General features: G+C 69.6%; 18 protein-coding genes. 12 read left to right on the forward strand and 6 right to left on the reverse strand.

Annotated elements, in window-relative coordinates; all coding sequences use genetic code 11:
- The first annotated feature begins 99 nt into the window (after nt 1–99).
- From RJT50_RS16330 to RJT50_RS16355, 6 genes are all read left to right on the forward strand, one after another.
- Nucleotides 100–1,143 carry a calcium/sodium antiporter gene (locus tag RJT50_RS16330; protein ID WP_313696055.1) on the forward strand — a complete coding sequence of 348 codons (1,044 nt, stop codon included), beginning with the start codon at nt 100–102 and terminating at the stop codon, nt 1,141–1,143.
- Between the two features lie 109 nt (nt 1,144–1,252).
- The gene (locus RJT50_RS16335) at nt 1,253–2,581 is read left to right on the forward strand and encodes a sodium:calcium antiporter (RefSeq protein WP_313692725.1); all 1,329 of its coding nucleotides are present in this window, start codon (nt 1,253–1,255) and stop codon (nt 2,579–2,581) included.
- Nucleotides 2,582–3,048: 467 nt separating this feature from the next.
- Nucleotides 3,049–4,440 carry a D-aminoacyl-tRNA deacylase gene (locus RJT50_RS16340; RefSeq protein WP_313692726.1) on the forward strand — a complete coding sequence of 464 codons (1,392 nt, stop codon included), beginning with the start codon at nt 3,049–3,051 and terminating at the stop codon, nt 4,438–4,440.
- A 142-nt stretch (nt 4,441–4,582) separates the two neighbouring features.
- Nucleotides 4,583–5,755, forward strand: coding sequence for a cell division protein FtsZ (gene ftsZ, locus RJT50_RS16345; protein WP_313692728.1), 1,173 nt, complete (start codon nt 4,583–4,585; stop codon nt 5,753–5,755).
- Nucleotides 5,756–6,284: 529 nt separating this feature from the next.
- Nucleotides 6,285–6,458: a protein translocase SEC61 complex subunit gamma gene (locus RJT50_RS16350; RefSeq protein WP_313692729.1), complete on the forward strand. Its 174-nt coding sequence runs from the start codon at nt 6,285–6,287 to the stop codon at nt 6,456–6,458.
- 1 nt (nt 6,459) lies between these two features.
- Entirely contained in the window at nt 6,460–6,915 is a 456-nt protein-coding gene (locus RJT50_RS16355) for a transcription elongation factor Spt5 (protein ID WP_313696056.1), read from the forward strand.
- A 35-nt stretch (nt 6,916–6,950) separates the two neighbouring features.
- Here RJT50_RS16355 and RJT50_RS16360 read toward each other — a convergent pair whose 3' ends face one another.
- Nucleotides 6,951–7,247, reverse strand: a complete 297-nt coding sequence (locus RJT50_RS16360; RefSeq protein ID WP_313692730.1) for a DUF7565 family protein — start codon at nt 7,245–7,247, stop codon at nt 6,951–6,953.
- A gap of 88 nt (nt 7,248–7,335) precedes the next feature.
- Between RJT50_RS16360 and RJT50_RS16365 the strand changes: the two genes are divergently transcribed.
- Nucleotides 7,336–8,097, forward strand: coding sequence for a PHP-associated domain-containing protein (locus tag RJT50_RS16365; protein WP_313692732.1), 762 nt, complete (start codon nt 7,336–7,338; stop codon nt 8,095–8,097).
- Nucleotides 8,098–8,229: 132 nt separating this feature from the next.
- Here RJT50_RS16365 and RJT50_RS16370 read toward each other — a convergent pair whose 3' ends face one another.
- Nucleotides 8,230–8,745 carry a CinA family protein gene (locus RJT50_RS16370; RefSeq protein ID WP_313692735.1) on the reverse strand — a complete coding sequence of 172 codons (516 nt, stop codon included), beginning with the start codon at nt 8,743–8,745 and terminating at the stop codon, nt 8,230–8,232.
- Between the two features lie 151 nt (nt 8,746–8,896).
- Here RJT50_RS16370 and RJT50_RS16375 point away from each other — a divergent pair, with 151 nt between their 5' ends.
- Together RJT50_RS16375 and RJT50_RS16380 are read left to right on the forward strand one after the other, a co-directional pair.
- A complete protein-coding gene (locus RJT50_RS16375) occupies nt 8,897–9,997 on the forward strand; it encodes a pyridoxal phosphate-dependent aminotransferase (RefSeq protein WP_313692736.1) in 1,101 nt (366 codons plus the stop codon).
- 237 nt (nt 9,998–10,234) lie between these two features.
- A complete protein-coding gene (locus tag RJT50_RS16380) occupies nt 10,235–11,422 on the forward strand; it encodes an ArsA family ATPase (RefSeq protein WP_313692737.1) in 1,188 nt (395 codons plus the stop codon).
- Here the strand turns inward: RJT50_RS16380 and RJT50_RS16385 are convergent.
- Both RJT50_RS16385 and RJT50_RS16390 read right to left on the reverse strand, forming a co-directional pair.
- Complete coding sequence (locus tag RJT50_RS16385) at nt 11,419–11,688, reverse strand: DUF8152 family protein (RefSeq protein ID WP_313692738.1); 270 nt, start codon at nt 11,686–11,688, stop codon at nt 11,419–11,421. The two genes, RJT50_RS16380 and RJT50_RS16385, sit on opposite strands and share 4 nt — an antisense overlap.
- A 63-nt stretch (nt 11,689–11,751) precedes the next feature.
- Nucleotides 11,752–12,576 (reverse strand): SDR family oxidoreductase, encoded by an 825-nt coding sequence (locus RJT50_RS16390; protein ID WP_313692741.1) that lies wholly within the window; start codon nt 12,574–12,576, stop codon nt 11,752–11,754.
- A gap of 466 nt (nt 12,577–13,042) precedes the next feature.
- Between RJT50_RS16390 and RJT50_RS16395 the strand changes: the two genes are divergently transcribed.
- Both RJT50_RS16395 and RJT50_RS16400 read left to right on the forward strand, forming a co-directional pair.
- Nucleotides 13,043–13,966 carry a rhomboid family intramembrane serine protease gene (locus tag RJT50_RS16395; RefSeq protein ID WP_313692743.1) on the forward strand — a complete coding sequence of 308 codons (924 nt, stop codon included), beginning with the start codon at nt 13,043–13,045 and terminating at the stop codon, nt 13,964–13,966.
- Nucleotides 13,967–14,809, forward strand: a complete 843-nt coding sequence (locus tag RJT50_RS16400; RefSeq protein WP_313692745.1) for an endonuclease V — start codon at nt 13,967–13,969, stop codon at nt 14,807–14,809.
- Nucleotides 14,810–15,074: 265 nt separating this feature from the next.
- Here RJT50_RS16400 and RJT50_RS16405 read toward each other — a convergent pair whose 3' ends face one another.
- Together RJT50_RS16405 and RJT50_RS16410 are read right to left on the reverse strand one after the other, a co-directional pair.
- Nucleotides 15,075–15,200, reverse strand: coding sequence for a hypothetical protein (locus tag RJT50_RS16405; protein WP_313692747.1), 126 nt, complete (start codon nt 15,198–15,200; stop codon nt 15,075–15,077).
- 155 nt (nt 15,201–15,355) lie between these two features.
- Nucleotides 15,356–15,889, reverse strand: a complete 534-nt coding sequence (locus RJT50_RS16410) for an inorganic diphosphatase (RefSeq protein ID WP_313692749.1) — start codon at nt 15,887–15,889, stop codon at nt 15,356–15,358.
- A 277-nt stretch (nt 15,890–16,166) separates the two neighbouring features.
- Between RJT50_RS16410 and RJT50_RS16415 the strand changes: the two genes are divergently transcribed.
- Nucleotides 16,167–16,526: a PadR family transcriptional regulator gene (locus RJT50_RS16415; RefSeq protein ID WP_313692750.1), complete on the forward strand. Its 360-nt coding sequence runs from the start codon at nt 16,167–16,169 to the stop codon at nt 16,524–16,526.
- The last annotated feature ends 58 nt before the right edge of the window (nt 16,527–16,584 follow it).

The following is a 16,584-nucleotide window of genomic DNA, read 5'->3' on the forward strand; positions in this document are numbered from 1 at the left end:
GTCCGGCGCATGTACGAGGTGCTGGGCGCGGCCGCGCCACTGGAACTCAACACGGGCTGGAACTGGCTCGTCGCGGCGGCGTTCCGGGAGTCGACGCTGATGGCCGCCATCGGCGTCGTCCTGCTGTACGTCGGGGCCGAGTCGCTGGTCAGGGGCGTCTCGAAGCTCTCGGTCCAGCTTGGAATGCGGGCGGCCGTGGCGGGGGTGACGGTCGTCGCGTTCGCCACGACCGCGCCGGAGCTGATGATCGGGATACTGAGCGGGCTGGACTACGGCGCGACGCTGGGGCTGGGCGCGATCGTCGGCTCGAACGTGGCGAACATCGGGCTCGTGCTCGGGCTCTCCGCGCTCGTCCGGCCGATGGACATCACGAGCGAGACGCTCCGCCGACACGTGCCGTTCATGGCGGTCGCGGCGGTGCTGCTGGTCGCGCTCGGCCTCGACGGGACGCTCGGCCGACCGGACGGGATCGCGTTCCTCGTCGTCCTCGCCGTGTTCACCTACACGCTGTTGAGCGCGACCGACGGCGAGGGCGGCGTCGACGCCGAGGCGGTCGCCGCCGACGGCGGTTCCGTGGCGGAGCCCGACCCCGCGACCGACGGCGGCACGGTCGGTGAGGACGTCGGCGGGGACGGATCCGCGGACGGCGGGGTCCTGGCCGGCGGACGGCTGGGGTCGGACGTGTCGGTCCTCGGGAGGCGGTTCCGGCCGATCGACGTGCTGTTCGTGCTCGTCGGGCTGGCGCTGCTGCTGGCCGGAGCCCAGCGGCTCATCGAGGGCGGGCGCTCGACGCTGTACTTCCTCGGCGCCGGCGACCGCTTCGTCGGGTTGACCGTGCTGGCGTTCGGCACGTCGCTCCCGGAACTGGCCGCCTCGCTCGTCTCGGCGTTCCGGGGCGAGGCGGAGTTCAGCGTCGGCAACGTCGTCGGCTCGAACATCTACAACGTGCTCGCCGTGCTGGGGCTGCTCGCGGTGCTGACCCCCGTCACGGTGCCGGCCTCGACCGGCTCGTTCGACTTCCCGATGCTGCTCGCGTTCACGGGCGGCGTCATCGCGCTCATGTTCCGGGGCGCGCGGATCACCCGGGTCGACGGCGCGCTGCTCGTGGCCGGCTACGGCTGTTTCTTCTTCTTCCTCCTGTAGACGGTCCCCGTTTTCCTGGCGTTTCAGGGTTTTCCGGGAGAGTATGCCGGTTTCGACCCCCCGGTCGAAAGCACAAGAGTAAGGCCGGCGCATCTGCTCTGGCCGGGTAATGAGTTCACGGCTTCGACACCCGCTGGCGGCGCTGTTCGGCGGGGTGCTGCTGACGCTTCCGTGGGTGTACATCTGGGCGACCGGCGCGGTCGATGGCCTGTCGACGCTGGGGCGGGTGGGAGTGAGCGGCGTCGCGGTGCTGGGCGCGTCGTTCCTGCTCGCGTGGGGCGCCGAAACCGCGGAGAAGGACGTGCCGCGCGCGTTCGCCATCGCCGTGCTGGCGGTGCTCGCGGTCGCGCCCGAGTACGCCGTCGACGCGCTGTACGCCTGGCAGGCCGGGCAGGGCGACCCCGCCGCCGGCAACCTCGCGGTCGCCAACATGACCGGCGCGAACCGCATCCTCATCGGCATCGGCTGGTCCGGCATCGCGCTGTTTTCCATCTACAAGGCCTACGGCGGAAACGACGATTCCAGCGTGCAGACGACCGACTCGCGGCTGGGCGACTACGTCAGCCTCGACCGCGACATCGCCCTCGAGATCCTCTTCCTGTTCGCCGCGACCGTCTTCGCCTTCTTCGTCCCGCTCGGTGGCGGCATCGGCGCGGTCGACACGATCGTGCTCGTCGGGCTCTACCTCGCGTACATCCTCGTCATCGTCCGCGGCGACGTCGAGGAGATCGAGGACCAGGTCGGGGTTCCGGCGTACCTCCAGCGACGGCCGAAGCTGGTCCGGATCCCGTCCGTGCTGGTGCTGTTCGGCTACTCGGCGTTCCTCATCTTCACGGCGGTCGAGCCGTTCGCGCACGGCCTGGAGAGCCTCGGACTCCAGTACGGCATCCCGGAGTTCTTCATGATCCAGTGGATCGCGCCGCTGGCCAGCGAGAGTCCGGAACTCATCGTGACCGCGTATCTCGTGAACAAGGCGCGCTCGACGGCGGCGTTCAACGCGCTCATCTCCTCGAAGCTGAACCAGTGGACGCTGCTCATCGGGACGCTCGTGGTCGTCTACAGCATCTCGCTCGGCCAGTACGGCGTGCTGGAGTTCGACACGAAGCAGGCGGCCGAGATCTGGCTCACGGCCGCCCAGAGCTTCTTCGCGCTCGCCATCCTGCTCAACTTCCGCATCTCCGTGCGCGAGGCGCTCGTGTTGCTGGTCCTGTTCGTCTCGCAGGTCGGCATCGAGTTCGCCATCATCCGGACGTACCCCGAGGCGCTGGCCGAGCAGTACTCGATCTACCTCCTGCTCGCGTACACGGTCGTCTACGTCGCCGCGACGCTGCTGCTGCTCGCCCAGCGCCGCGACGAACTGCGCGAACTCGTCACGATCAGCCGGAGCACGATGCGCGAGGCCTGGCACGGTGCCGGGTCGGGGCACTCGGCTGACTGAAAGATCGGGCTGCGTCGAGGATTTATCGCGGTCGTTCGGCGACGGGAAGCCGATCGTCCGATTCTGCTGCATCCGTGTGAACTTCGGCGTGGCGTGGGGCGGCCGCGCCTCGTGTGCGGCCGACTCGTGCGGGGGATGAGTGAGGGAGCGAGCCGAGCGAGCGAATCGGCTGCTCACGCGAGCGATGCGAGGGTGCGTTCCGAGGAGCGTGCTCCGAGGGAAGGGAGGCCCGTGGCTGCCGTTTGTGCGGCGCGGTGGCGGTCGGGTGGGACCGAACGGGGCCGCGGCGCTCGGGGACGTTCACGAGACGCACTACGTCTCGGGGGCTCACGGGAGCGTTGCCGTGAACGCCGCGCGCCATCCGGACGGTTCACCCCACGAGACGCAGAGCGGAACGTCGACACCACCACGGAGCAGCCTTCGCCGAAACCGACCTCGTTTTCCACGCCCACTCCAACTACCCGACAGTGATCGCCGTCGTCGTCTCCCGGGCCGACCGCGCCTCCGAACACGTCGGGGAGCGCCTGCTCGCGCTCGCCGACTGGACCGAACACGAGGACGACGCCCGCCCCGACGCGAACGGCGGCGGCACCTACCACCGGACGACCGTCGCCGGGACCGGCATCGAACGCCGCGCGTTCGACGACCTCCACATTTACCTCGACGATCCGGTTCCCGCCTTCTCCGAGCGCCCCGAGTTCCTCGTCTTCGTCTCGCGACACTCGGGCGACACCGGGCCGCTGCTCACCTGCCACTTCACGGGCAACTTCGGCGCGGCCGAGTACGGCGGCGCGGACGGCTCGTTCGCCCCGGCCTGTCCGGGCGTCCAGCGCGCGCTCGTCGAGGGGTTCCACGAGCACGCGCCCGGCGGGTACGACGTCGCCATCGAATGTACCCATCACGGGCCGACCGACGTGTCCGTCCCGTCGCTGTTCGCGGAACTCGGGAGCGACGAGGCCGAGTGGGACGACCCCGACGGCGCGGCTGCGGTCGCGCGGGCGGTGCTCGACCTCCCCGAGCGCGACGCGACCGAGTCGGTCGGCGACCCCGACGACCCCCGGCACCTGGTCGGGTTCGGCGGCGGGCACTACGCGCCGCGGTTCACTCGCGTCGTCGAGGGCACGGAGTGGGGTGTTGGCCACGTCGCCTCCGACTGGCAACTCGACGAACTCGGCCCCCCCCAGGAACGTCGGGACGTGCTCGCCGACGCGTTCGCCGCGAGCGGCGCGCGGTTCACGATGCTCGACGGGGAGCACCCCGCACTGGAACGCGCGCTGGCGGCCCTCGCCGAATCGAGCGACGGACCGGACGTCCGCGTGGTCAGCGAGACGTGGGTGCGCGAGGTCGGGGACCGGCCGCTCGACCTCGTCGCGTCCCTCGAAGCCGACCTCCGTTCCGTCGACGAGGGGCTCCGGTTCGGCGCGTCGCGGGCGACCGAGTACGAGGTGCGGGAGTTCCCGGCCGACCTGCTCGCCGAAGCGCAGGGCGTCGACGCCGGGGCGACCCGGGCCGCCGTGACCGAGCGGACGGTCGCCTTCGAGACGAACGAGAACGGCACGCGGGCGGCGGGGAGCGCGGCGTTCCCCTCCCCGGCGACCGGGGACGCCACGGCCGCCCGGGACGGGCTGATCGGGGACCTCGCGTCCGTGCTGGGAGAGAAGTACGACGAGGTTACCCGGACGGACGGCGCGGTCGTGGCGCGGGTCGCCGCGTTCGACCCCGCCGCCGCCGCCGAACTGGGCGTGCCCGAGGGACCGAAGTTCGGCCGCCTCGCCGGTGGATCGGCCGTCGAGGTGGACGGCGAGACGGTCGGGCCCGGCGACGTGACCCGCGAGCGCGAGGAGCGGTTCCCGGTCTGACCGGGACCACCGTGCGGACACTCCGTGGCCGCCGAACCGCCCGCCGGCGCGAATCGGCCCGAACGGCCTCTAAAACGTCTGACGCGTGTATGACGAGAGGGGAAGGATAATAACGCTCCATGGGTTACGGCCGTCATAACCTATGGACTCCATCGTCGAGGACGCGATCGACGAGGCCGAAGGGGAGGGGCAGTCCGTCGAAGCCGACGCGCCGGCGTCGACGGACGGGGCCGCCTCGGGTGTCTCCGACTCCGCCGAAAGTACCCCCACCTCGGGGAAGATGACCGACGAACAGCTGGAGGACGTCCTCCAGGACCTCCAGACGAACATCACCGTCGTCGGCTGTGGCGGCGCGGGCGGCAACACCGTCAACCGGATGGCCGAGGAGGGCATCCACGGCGCGAAGCTCGTCGCGGCAAACACCGACGTCCAGCACCTCGTGAACATCGAGGCGGACACGAAGATCCTCATCGGCCAGGACAAGACGAAGGGTCGCGGCGCCGGCTCGCTCCCCCAGGTCGGCGAGGAGGCGGCCATCGAGTCCCAGGAGGAGATCCGCGACTCCATCTCCGGCTCGGACATGGTGTTCGTCACGGCCGGCCTCGGCGGCGGCACCGGCACCGGCTCGGCACCCGTCGTCGCCAAGGCGGCCCGCGAGATCGGCGCGCTCACCATCGCCATCGTCACGACGCCGTTCACCGCGGAGGGTGAGGTCCGGCGGACGAACGCCGAGGCGGGGCTCGAACGACTCCGCGACGTCGCGGACACGGTCATCGTCGTCCCGAACGACCGGCTCCTCGACGCGGTCGGGAAGCTCCCCGTCCGGCAGGCGTTCAAGATCTCCGACGAGGTGCTGATGCGCTCGGTGAAGGGCATCACGGAGCTCATCACCAAGCCCGGCCTCGTCAATCTCGACTTCGCCGACGTCCGCACCGTGATGGAGAAGGGCGGCGTCGCCATGATCGGCCTCGGCGAGTCCGACTCGGACACGAAGGCCCAGGAGTCCGTCCAGTCGGCCCTCCGGTCCCCCCTGCTCGACGTCGACATCTCCGGCGCGAACTCCGCGCTCGTCAACGTCACCGGCGGCTCGGACATGAGCATCGAGGAGGCGGAGGGCGTCGTCGAGGAGATCTACGACCGGATCGATCCCGACGCGCGCATCATCTGGGGGACGTCCATCGACGAGGAACTCGACGGCACGATGCGGACGATGATCGTCGTCACGGGCGTCGAGTCGCCCCAGATCTACGGGCGCAACGACGCGGCGCAGGCGAAGGCGGAACGGAAGCTCGAGGACATCGACTACGTCGAATAGTCGTTCGCGCTTTCTGTCCCATTTTCTTCCGTGCTGGTTCCCCCACAGCGGCGGGTGGACTGCCACTGGTAGACTTGGATGCCTGTGACGACCGCGAAAGCCCCCGCGGCCCCTTTCAGTCCCACCCGTCGGTTGGTCGGCCGAACGTCGCAGGCCTGACTACCGCTCGTGCCGCGGTGGGTAGTCCACCGGAGCGTTCACCCGGATGGCTGGCGAGTGCGTCGGCAGCAGGGGTGCGGTCGGCGCGTCCTGGCGGTGGGCGCGCGTGACGCGAACCCCCTTGTGGGGTGAGTCGACGCGCGCGAGGGGTGAGCATCGCAGCGAGCCTGCGAGCGAGAAGCGCAAGCGGTTGGGGAGGGAGAGGCCCTCCTAGGTCAAGCAGTAGTGGTCTGCTTGTCCACACTGACACTCCGCGTAGCGACTCCCGTGCTCAGTATCAGGACGCAACGAGTTCTAACACCCCCGAACGACCCACGCCGAGGAGGATTGCAACAGATATAGAAGCCACGGCGCAGTATCCCCGCCAACGATGGACGTCAAGTACGACCTGACCAGCTACGTGCGGGTGCTCAAGCTGGCGAGCACGCCGGCATGGGGGGAGTTCTCCCAGGTCGCAAAGATCGCCGGCGCGGGCATCTTCCTCGTCGGGTTCCTCGGGTTCGTCATCTTCGCGGTCATGTCCTTCCTCCCGGGAGGTGTCTGAGTTGCCGATCTACTCGGTGAAGACGACGGCGAGCCAGGAGCGCACCGTCGCGGACATGATCGCCAGCAAGGAGATGCCGGAGATCCACGCCGTGCTCGCGCCCGATCAGCTCACGAGCTACGTGCTCGTCGAGGCCGACGACGACTCGATCATCCGGCGCGTGCTGGAGGAGGTCCCCCACGCCCGCGGGCTCGTCGAGGGCCCCGACGGCGAGGCGGGCCGCTCGTCGATGTCCGAGGTCGAGCACTTCCTCTCGCCGACGCCGGACGTCGAGGGCATCGCGGAGGGCGACATCGTCGAACTCATCGCGGGGCCGTTCAAGGGCGAGAAGGCGCAGGTCCAGCGCATCGACGAGGGCAAGGACCAGGTGACCGTCGAACTGTACGAGGCGACCGTCCCCATTCCGGTGACGGTGCGTGGCGACCAGATCCGCGTGCTCGACTCGGACGAGCGGTAGAGCCTCCGGACGGACCCGACACCGATTTTCCGGCGCTACACCGCCGTGTCGATGCGGTTGACGACCGACTCGATGTCGACCTCGTCCTCGATCTCCTCTTTCACCCGCTCGCGCTTCCGGACCGCGTCCGAGTCGGCGTCGTACGAGCGGACGAACTCGGCGCGGGTGTGTTCGTCGAACGCGTGTCGGATGGCGAAGTAGCCGTCCGGCACGACCGTTCCACAGACCTTGCACTCGTGGCGCTCGTGGCGTTCGGTCTGGTGGATGATCGCGTCCTCGACGGCGTCGAACGAGTCCCCACAGCCATCGATCGCGCAGGCCCACCTCGGCATACGAGCCCCGACGCCCGGGGAGCGCAAAAGCGTTTCCCGGATCGCCGAAAACGGAACCACTAACGGGGGTGACGATGTTTCACCGCGTGTGAGCGACGCAGCGACCAGGGTCGATCTCCACGTGAAAGTGCTCGACGAGCGCGTCGTCGAGCGCGCCCGCGAGGCGGGGGTCGACGTGCTGGTGTACGCGCCACACTTCACGCGACTTCCCCGGATCCGTGCCCGCGCCGAGCGCTACTCCACCGACGAGGTGACGGTCGTCCCGGCCCGCGAGGTGTTCACCGGCGACTGGCGGAACCGTCGCCACCTCCTCGGCATCGGGCTCTCCGACCCGATTCCAGACTTCATCACCTACGAGGCGGCCCTCGCCGAGTTCGAGCGACAGGACGCGGCGATCCTCGTCCCCCACCCCGAGTTCCTGAACGTGAGCCTCACCCGCGCCGAGGTGAGCGCCTACCGCGACCGGATTCACGCCGTCGAGACGTACAACGCGAAGCTGTTCGACCCGCAGAACTCCCGCGGCCGGCGGATCTCGGAGCTGTTCGACACCCCCGGGTTCGGCTCCTCGTACGCCCACCTCCGGGGCACCATCGGCGCGGCGTGGACGGAGTTCGAGCGCGACGTTCGCGGCGAGGACGGACTCGTCGATGCGCTCCGCGACCGCGTCGACCGGACGGTCGTGAAACAGACCGACCCGGCGACGACCGCGCGCCGCCTGGTGGAGTTCGCCCACCTCGGCTTCGAGAACAGCTACGGGAAACTGGATCGCCTCTTCCTCTCGGGAATGGAGCCGACGAACCCCAGACACATCGCCTACAGCGGCCGGTTCGACGACGTGGCGGTGTACTGACCCGAGACGTCACCCTCCGACGTTGAGGTGTACTGACCCGAGACGTCACCCTCCGACGTTGAGGTGTACTGACCCGAGACGTCACCCTCCGACGTTGAGGTGTACTGACCCGGGCGTCGGCGGTTCGTTCGGTCAGACCGATTCGACCGCATCGAGCAGGTCCGCGAGCGCCCGCCGTGCGATCTGCTCCTTGATCGCCGTCCTGCTCCCGTCGAACTCGTAGCGAGAGACGGTCGCGCCGCTCTCGCCGGTCCCCCAGTCGCCGCGCCGGGCGACGCCGACGAACACCGTCCCGACCGGCTTTGCCGCCGTTCCGCCGTCCGGGCCGGCGATGCCGGTCGTCGAGAGCCCCCAGTCGGTCCCGGCCGTATCACGGACGCCCCGCGCCATCGCCAGGGCGACGGCCTCGGAGACCGCACCCGCGCCGTCGAGGTGTTCCCGCTGGACCGCCAGTTCGGTCAGTTTCGCGTCGTAGGAGTAGGTCACGACCGAGCGGTCGAAGTAGTCGCTCGAACCCGGGACGTCGGTCAACAGCGACCCGATCAGCCCCCCGGTACAGGATTCGGCGGCGGCGACGGTCGCGCCCGCCTCCCGGAGCACGCCGCCGACGCGCTCCTCCACGGGCGGGTCGTCCGCGAACTCGCGCATGATTGGGCTTCGTCGGGTCGAGCCAAATAGCCGACGGACGGTATGGAAGGGTTCTCGCGCTCGGGGGCTCCGGGCTGGCGGCGGCGCTCTCGCCGATCCCGTCGCTGCCGCGACCGCGGGAGTAAAGGGGGCAGCGGGCCGAGCGCGGGGTGTGAACTACGAGCGGCCGCAGTTCTTCCACCTGATGCAGTACGCCAGGCGGGCCGAGCGCGACGTGGTGGACATGGTGTCGGGCAACCCCGACTGGGAGCCGCCGGCCGCGTTGCGGGACGGTCTCCGCGAGTACGCAGACGTGGAGCCCGACGAGTTCCAGTACCCGCCGAGCGAGGGGCTGCTGGAGCTCCGCGAGGAGATCGCCGCGCGGCGGAACGTCTCGCCCGACCGGGTCGTCGTCACGAACGGCACGGGCGAGGCGAACTACCTGGCGATGGCGGCGGCGCTGGATCGGGGGGCCGGCTCGGAGGTGCTCCTCACCGACCCCGTCTACCCGTACTACCCCGGCAAGACGGAACTGCTCGGCGGGGAGATGACGCTGGTGCCGACCGAACGCGACGGCTCCATCGACCCCGAGCGCTTCCGCGAAGCGGCCAGCGGGGAGACGGGGCTGATCCTCGTCAACACGCCGAACAACCCGACCGGCGCGGTGTACTCGCGCGCGACGATGCGGGAACTCGCGGCGCTCGCGGAGGAGGTGGACGCGACGCTGGTCTCGGACGAGGTGTACGACCACTTCGATTTCACCGGCGAGTTCGAGTCGGCCCTGACGCTCGATTCGGACCGAACCATCGTCACCGCCGGCTTCTCGAAGTCGCTCGCCATCACCGGCTTCCGCGTCGGCTACGCGGTGCTCCCCGGGGACATGGTCGGCGGGGCGAAGACCCGCCACATGCTCGTCAACGTCGCCACCTCGCGGCCGCCCCAGGTCGCCGTGTTGCGGGCGCTCCGCGAGACCGACCCGGAGTACTACGAGGACGTCCGCTCGCTGCTCCGCGAGCGGGTGGACACGTTCACCGAGGCCCTCGACGCCGCGGGCGCGGAGTACACCCGACCCGACGGCGCGTTCTACGTGCTCGCCCGGTTCGACGGCTTCCCCGGAACGATGGCGAACGCGGAGCGACTGGTCGAGGAGGCCGGCGTCGCGGGGATGCCGGGCGAGACCTTCGGCTCCGCGCGCGACGAGTGGCTCCGGTTCGCGCTGGTCACGCCGCGCGTGGAGGAGGCGGCGACGCGACTGGCCGACTACTTCGCGTAGTCCCGATTCGTCGGTCACGCCCGGCTCGTCGGTCCTTTTTCCGGCTCGGACCCGCGAGGGCCTACCCGGACTGTCGGTCCCGCCCGCCCCGGGACCAGGAGCGTCCGGCACGGGGTGGTCCCGGTTTCGTACTTCAACGTTCGCGTCGACGGCCGCCCGTGTTCCACCCCGCCCCGCGGCCGACGGATCCGCCTAGCGACCAACGGATAGACAAGCACTCCCGCACGAGACCCGGCCATGAACGACATCGACGTCGAAGCGGTCGAGGAGATCGACGACGGGGACGAGCCGCCGGATCCGGTCGTGCAGGGGGACACCGACCGAGCGCTCGACGTGGCTCCCGGGGCGGCGGCAGACGCGCCGGAGTACGTGCTTTACGGCGGGAAGGGCGGCGTCGGGAAGACGACCTGCGCCGCCGCGACCGCGCTGGCCAGCGCCGCCGGTGGGACGGCGACGCTCGTCGTCTCGACCGACCCGGCCCACTCGCTGTCGGACACGCTGGGGGTCGACATCCCCGCCCGACCGTCGCGGGTCCGCGAGGACGTGCCGCTGTACGCCGCCGAGATCGACCCCGACGAGGCGATGGAGGCGGGGCTGTTCGGCGGGGAAGCCGGGACGGCGGCGGGCGCGAACGGGGAGAACGGACCCGCCGACGGGAGCGCGGGGGGCGCGGGCACGGGGCCGGACGCGGCCGCCGGCGAGAACCCGCTGGGCGGGCTCGGCGGGATGGGCGAGGCGCTGGAGGACGGGCCGATGGGCGCGATGCTCGGCGGGACGATGCCGGGCGCCGACGAGGCTGCCGCGATGCGCCAGTTGCTCGAACACCTCGACGACCCGCAGTTCGATCGGGTCGTCGTCGACACCGCGCCGACGGGGCACACGCTCCGCCTGCTCCAGTTGCCCGAACTGCTCGATTCGATGGTCGGCCGACTGATGAAGCTCCGCCAGCAGTTCGGCGGGATGATGGACGGCCTGAAGGGGATGTTCGGGATGGGCGAGGGCGGTCCCGAGGAGCCCGACCTGGACGAACTGAAGGATCGGATCGAGCGCCTGCGGTCGGTGTTACGGGACCCGACGAGGACCGACTTCCGGGTCGTGATGGTGCCCGAGGAGATGAGCGTCCTCGAGTCCGAGCGGCTGGTCGAGCGCCTCGACGAGTTCGAGATCCCGGTGGGGACGCTCGTGGTGAACCGGGTGATGGAGGACCCGAGCGACGTCGCCGGCGACGCCATCGAGGCGGAGTGGGTCGTGACGCCGAACCTCGACACGTGCGAGTTCTGCCAGCGACGCTGGGACGTCCAGCAGAACGCCCTCGCCGGGGCGACGGACCTGTTCCGCGGACGCGACGTGAAACGGGTCCCGCTGCTCGCCGACGAAGTTCGGGGGGAGGACGCGCTCCGGGTCGTCGCAGCCTGTCTGGCCTAACCGTCCGCCAGTTCGGCGGCCAGTTCCCGCGCGGCGGCGACGTGCTCGTCCGCCTCGTCGTTCCCGGTTCCGTCGATTTCGGCCAGCAGGTCCCGGACGTGTCCCGCTCGTTCGCGGACGACGTCGGGGTCGGCGGGCCGCTCGACGAGGTCGCGGGCGACCGCTTCGGCCTCCCCGAGGTACGCGCTCGCCTCGCGCTCGACCGGGAGTTCCGCGGTCGATTCGAGACGGTCGTGGAGGTCGCGCAGCCGTTCGTCGTCGGTCATTCTCGGCGTCCGTCGGTCATCGGGGTTCGTCGGTCATCGGTGTCCTCGTCTCCCGCTCGGGTGTCATCCAAGTCTCCGCGCCAGCGACCAGATCCCGTCGACGAGCCAGGTCGGGAGGTAGCGCCCGATCTCGCCGGCCCTGGCGACCGGGCCGACCGGGTAGCGCGCGGCCGGCTTCGTCGCGCTGGCGGCGTTGAGCACGTCCTCGGCGACGCGTTCGGGCGGCACCGCGCCGACGCCGCTCCCGCCGACGGCGTCGTAGTCCTCGTACAGCGAGTAGAGCGACTCGTACGCGCCGGAGCGGTCGAGTCCGTCGAGTTCGTCGGCGACGCGCTCCTCGAACATGCTGTCGACCGGGCCGGGCTCGACGAGCGCGACGTCGATGCCGTACTCGTCGACCTCGTTCCGGAGCGCGTCGGTCAGCCCCTCGAGGGCGAACTTGGAGCCGGCGTAGACCCCGGTGCCGGGGACGGCGACCCGGCCGAGCACGCTGGAGACGTTGACGATGGTGCCGTTCTCGCGGCGGCGCATCGCCGGCAACACGGCTTTGATGAGTCGGTGCGGGCCGAACACGTTCACGTCGAACTGCGCCCGGGCGGCCCCGGTCGTCACGTCCTCGACGACGCCGAGCTGGCCGAAGCCGGCGTTGTTGACGAGACAGTCGATTCGCCCCGTCTCGTCGAGCACCCGGTCGACGACGCGCTCGACGTCGCCGTCGTCGGTCACGTCGAGCGTCCCGATCCGGCAGCCCTCACGCTCGCCCAGCGTCTCGATGTCGGCGGGGTTCCGGGCCGTCGCGTACACCGTCCACTCCTCGTCGAGAAACGCCTCCGCCGACGCCCGCCCGATGCCCGACGAGCAGCCGGTGATGAGGACCGTCCGTTCCATGTGCTCACGTCCGTCCGGGGGGTGATAACTTTCGGCGTCTCGCGGGTCGTGGGTATGGTTCGCTGGGTGTTAATCTGTCTTCGGAGCTATCGTGGCAGTATATTCGGACACTGGTTCTGGCGTGGAGACGCACGCTTCGAAGGGTTCCGTGACAACTCCGTGCATGGTTGGGTCGGTTGTCGTGACGACCGCCTCGAACGTCCCGCCGGTTGTTGCTTCTGGGTCCGTTCGGCGATCATGCCGACCGCCTCGAAAGCGACGGCCGGGACAGTATCGAAGGCAGCACGCCCGGGGCCGAGAGGTGCGAGAGTATTCGGCGACTGCTACTCGACGAACCAACTACCACCAGATCCGAACGCCCCGGAGCAGTTCGAGAACGACCAGAACTCGCACCATCCTCCCCGAGGAGCCGACGACCTTCGATTCGGAGGCAACTCCTATTACCGGCCCCCGGCAAGGGCGGGTAATGGCGAGATGCGACGCGTGCGGCGAGTACGAGAGCATGCCGTACCAGTGTCGCCGCTGCGGGCAGACGTTCTGTTCGGAACACCGACTCCCCGAGAACCACGACTGTCCCGGACTCGGCGACTGGAACGACCCCGGCGGCGTCTTCGACTCGGGGTTCGACGACTCGGTGAACCAGCAGGGCGGCGACTCCGGCGGCGTGACCTCGCGGGTGGGCTCCTACGTCGAGCGACAGACCTCGACGGGCGGCGCGCTCGGGTTCTTCCGCGGCAACATGACGTTCGTGTTCCTCGGGCTGATGTGGGTGACGTTCGCCGCACAGCTGCTCGTCGGCGCGTTCGTCTCGGGGCAGCTTGAACTGGACCTCTTCGTCCTCCAGTTCGCCCACCCCGAGTACGTCTGGGCGTGGTTCACCTCCATCTTCGCGCACGGCGGCTTCACCCACATCGTGTTCAACAGCATCGTGCTGTACTTCTTCGGCCCCGTCGTGGAGCGACGGCTTGGCTCGAAGCGCTTCGCGGCGCTGTTCCTCGTCTCCGGCGCGCTCGCCGGGCTGGCACAGGTCGGCGCGACCCTCTACATGACCGGCGGCGCGCTGCCGCGCTCGCCCGGCGTCGTCGGCGCGTCGGGCGCCATCATGGCGGTCATGGGCCTGCTGACGGTGTTGCGGCCGAACCTGAAGGTGTACCTCTACTTCATCATCCCCATGCCGCTGTGGGTGCTCACCATCGGCTTTGCCGCCTTCTCCATCTTCGCGGGCCTGGGGACGTTCGGCAACGGCAACGTCGCCAACTGGGCGCACCTCGCCGGCATGGCCATTGGCCTGGCCTACGGCGCGGTGGTGAAAGGCGAGCGGACCGCTCCCGAGTCCATCCAGTTCGGCGGGCCGGGCGGACCCGGCGGCCCGGGCCGCGGTCGGTTCTGAATGCCCACCGTCGTCCGGCCGGAGTTCCGCCCCGACCCGGCGCTCTCGCGCGAGGAGATGGAGTCGCTCCAGCGCGAGGTGGCCGGGGCGGCGACGTTTCGGGACGACCTCCCGTTCGACCCCGCCGCAGTCCGCCTCGGGAACGCGAGCGTCCGGGCGGAAGGACAGCGCTCGCTCGTCGAGGATCCGGCCACCGAATCGAGCGACGACGCGGACTCGACCAGCGGGTCCGACCCGCCGCTCGTCGCCGGCGTCGACCAGGCGTTCCTCGACGACCGGGCGATCTCCGCGATCGTCGTCACGCGCGGCGCGGAGGTAGTCGAGCGCACGTACGCCGTCTCGCCGCTCGACATCCCGTACGTCCCGGGCCTGCTCGCGTTCCGCGAGGGCGGGCCGATTCTCGACGCGCTCGAAACGCTCGACGCGGAGCCTGACCTCTACGTCCTCGACGGCAGCGGTCGCGTCCACTTCCGGGAGGCCGGCATCGCGACCCACGTCGGCGTGCTGCTCGACGCGCCGGCGGTCGGCGTCGCCAAGAGCCTGCTCTGTGGCGCGCTCGGCGAGGAACCGGACGGGAGGCCGCAGGGCTGGCGAACGCCCATCACGGCGACCGAGCGCGTCTCCGCGCCGGACGGGACGGTCATCGGCTACGCCTACCAGTCGCGCCAGTACGACTCGAAGCCGGTGGTGAACCCGCTGTACGTCAGTCCCGGCCACCGCGTGAGCGCCGAGACGACGGTGGAGCTAGTCGGCGCGCTCCGTGACGGGTACAAGCTCCCGGAGCCGACGCGGCTGGCGGATTCGTACGCCGACGAGGCGAAGCGGGAGGTCCTCGGGGAGTAGTTCTCGCGGACGCGGAAGAACCGTCGCCCGGCAGCGGCCGGCCGCGAAAGCCCCCACCGTTCGACTCACACGCCCGTTCGGCTTTCGTGACGAACGCCTCGGGAGCCCCCTCGGCCCCGTTCTGTTCCACCCGACCGCACCGCACCTCGCCCCAGCGGGGCTCGCCGTCGTGCGCGTCGGCCGGTTAACTGACGGTCTACGAACGGTCGTCCGAAAACACGAGCCTACCCGCTCGCCTCCCGGGAGCCGGGAGTCCGACGGCGAACTACTCGTCCTCGTCGCGCTCGTCGGCCTCGACCTCGTCGTCCCGCTCCGGGGAACGCTCGGGCTCGAAGTTGGTGGGAACGACGGTCGTGTGGTTCACGCCGAGGGTCGGACGTTTGGCGGCCATTGACGTCTACACACTACGGCCTCACGACCAAATAATTACCCATAATCATAACACATCCGCCGGCCGCCGGCGATGTTCAGGAATCATCGGCCGTGGCGCCTGCTGCCGGTTTCGCGGATCGACGGAGAATCGTGGTCGGCGGGTCGCGGCCGGACTCAGCCGAAGTGCTCCTCGTAGAGCTCCTGGGCGTGCTCGATGGCGTCGAAGGCGGCCTCCTTGTCCTCCCAGCCGAGGGTTTCGACCTCCTTGCCCGCCTCGAGGTTCTTGTACGTCGAGAAGAACTCGTCAATCTCATCGAGCTGCTGTTGGGGGATGTCCTCGAGGTCCTGGATGTGGTCGTACCGGGGGTCCTCCGAGGGGACGGCGATGACCTTGTCGTCCTGCTCGCCGTCGTCGTCCATCTTCATCAGCGCGACCGGCCGGGCCTCGATGACACAGCCCGGGAACGTCCGGTCCTCGACGAGCACGAGCACGTCGAACGGGTCCTCGTCGTCGTAGTACGACTGCGGGATGAACCCGTAGTCGGAGGGGTAGTGGACGTTCGAGTGGAGCACGCGGTCGAGCACGACGCCCGGGACGTCCTTGTCGTACTCGTACTTGTTGCGTTCGCCCTTCAGACACTCCACGACGGCGTAGATCTCCTCGGGGGCGTTCGGGCCCGTCTCGAGATCTTCCCAGAGGTTGCTCATGCACCACACGATTGCCCGAAACCGGGCAAAGACCTTTCGACACGAGTTTCCACGGGGCTCGCAACTCGGCTGCCGCCGGCCTCGGGCGGGAACACAGCCGAGGCTTTATTCACCTGGCTGTCCCTTTTTGATGCGAGGCGCACGCCCGGTCCGACGACTACGGGGGAACGGTCCGTCGGAAACGCCAGATAGCTACGTCTCCAGCCTTCTAACTGCCGATTACGTCATCCCGGTTGCCAAGCATTAAATAGACAGGTGACATCTCTTCCGGTATCGCATGTCAGAGGCACAATCCAGGAGCGGCGGTGCGGACGTTGCCCGCGACCTGACCGCGTTTCAACAGAACATCCTCGTCATCCTCGCCGAGGAGCCGATGTACGGGTTGGCGATCAAGCGCGAGCTCGAATCGTACTACGACGCCGAGGTGAACCACGGCCGACTCTACCCGAACCTCGACGACCTCGTCGAGATGGGCCTCGTCGAGAAGAGCGAACTCGACAAGCGCACGAACCAGTACGCGCTCACCGAGGAGGGCCGCCTCGCGGTCCTCGACCGCATCGACTGGGTGCTCTCGAAGTACGTCACCGACGAGGAGCGAGCCGAGGACGTGCGCGAGCGCATCGACCTCGACGACTGAACGGACCGGACGACCTGGTCGGCCCGGTCGCGCCGACCCGAGGAAACGGGCCGACGAC

The sequence above is a fragment of the Halobaculum sp. XH14 genome, from assembly GCF_032116555.1.
GTDB classification, from domain to species: Archaea; Halobacteriota; Halobacteria; order Halobacteriales; family Haloferacaceae; genus Halorarum; species Halorarum halobium.